The 1,001-nt window shown below is 78.9% G+C and carries 1 protein-coding gene; it reads left to right on the forward strand.

The features are described 5' to 3' along the window. The first annotated feature begins 172 nt into the window (after positions 1 to 172). Positions 173 to 862 carry a hypothetical protein gene (locus tag ACIBB8_RS37980; protein WP_393309494.1) on the forward strand — a complete coding sequence of 230 codons (690 nt, stop codon included), beginning with the start codon at positions 173 to 175 and terminating at the stop codon, positions 860 to 862. The last annotated feature ends 139 nt before the right edge of the window (positions 863 to 1,001 follow it).

Here is a 1,001-nt window from a genome sequence, read left to right on the forward strand (position 1 = left end):
CGCGGCGGCACGCGCGGAGGGCGTGGCGCGCCGCTGAGGTGAGCGCGGGGCGGGGGGGGGGGGGGGGGCGCCCCCCCCCCCCCCCCCCCCCCCCCCCCCCCCCCCCCGGGCCCCGCCCCCCGGGGGGGGGCCCCGCCTTCATACCCGGCCCGCTCGGGCCGCAGGAGCCACCATGCACACTCGTACTCTCCGGTCCCTCCGGCGCGGGGCCGCCGCCGGCGCCCTCATCGCGCTCCTCGCGCTCTCCGGCTGCAGCTCGGACGGCGGTACCGACGCGGCAGCGAACCCGACGCGGAGCATCTCCGACGACCAGGCGGCCGGCGTCCCGGACGACCAGGCGAGCCCGGCTCCCCAGGAGTCGTCGAGCCCCTCCAAGGGCCCGGTCCTGCCCGACGCGAAGCTCACCCCGGCGACCGGTTCCTTCACCGCCAAGGAGAAGAAGTACCTGCACGGCCGTGTGCCGAAGAACATGGACCCGGCAGCCGTGCTCCAAGTCGGCCAGGAGACCTGTCAGCGCATCGAGCGCACCGCCGCCCACGACAAGGACGCCGCGATCGGCGCGCTCATCGCCGGGGACCTGCCGTCCGCCGACGACGCGATCGCCCAGCTGTGCCCGAAGCAGAAGCCGCTGCTGGACAAGGCCGCGACCGGCTTCGCCGACGGCACACGCAAGAAGCCTGCGCCGGGCACCTATCGTGCGCTGACCAGCGCCGAGGGCTGCACCTGGAAGGCACTGGGCGCGGACGACAAGGTGCTGGCCTCGGGCCCTGGCCCGGACGCCCCGAAGAAGGTCACCGCGAAGATCCCGTCCGGGACCCGTACGTTCGTCTCCTCGGGCTGCTACGCCTGGCTCCCCGCGTAGCGGGTGCCGGGGGGGGGGGGGGGGGGGGGGCCCCCCCCCCCCCCCCCCCCCCCCGCCGGGGGGGGCGGGGGGCCCCCCCCCCCCCCCCGGGGGCCCGGGGGCCGGCGCCACACCCCCCCACGCGCCCCCCGGCGCCGCG

The sequence above is a fragment of the Streptomyces sp. NPDC051286 genome (assembly GCF_044455345.1).
GTDB lineage: Bacteria > Actinomycetota > Actinomycetes > Streptomycetales > Streptomycetaceae > Streptomyces.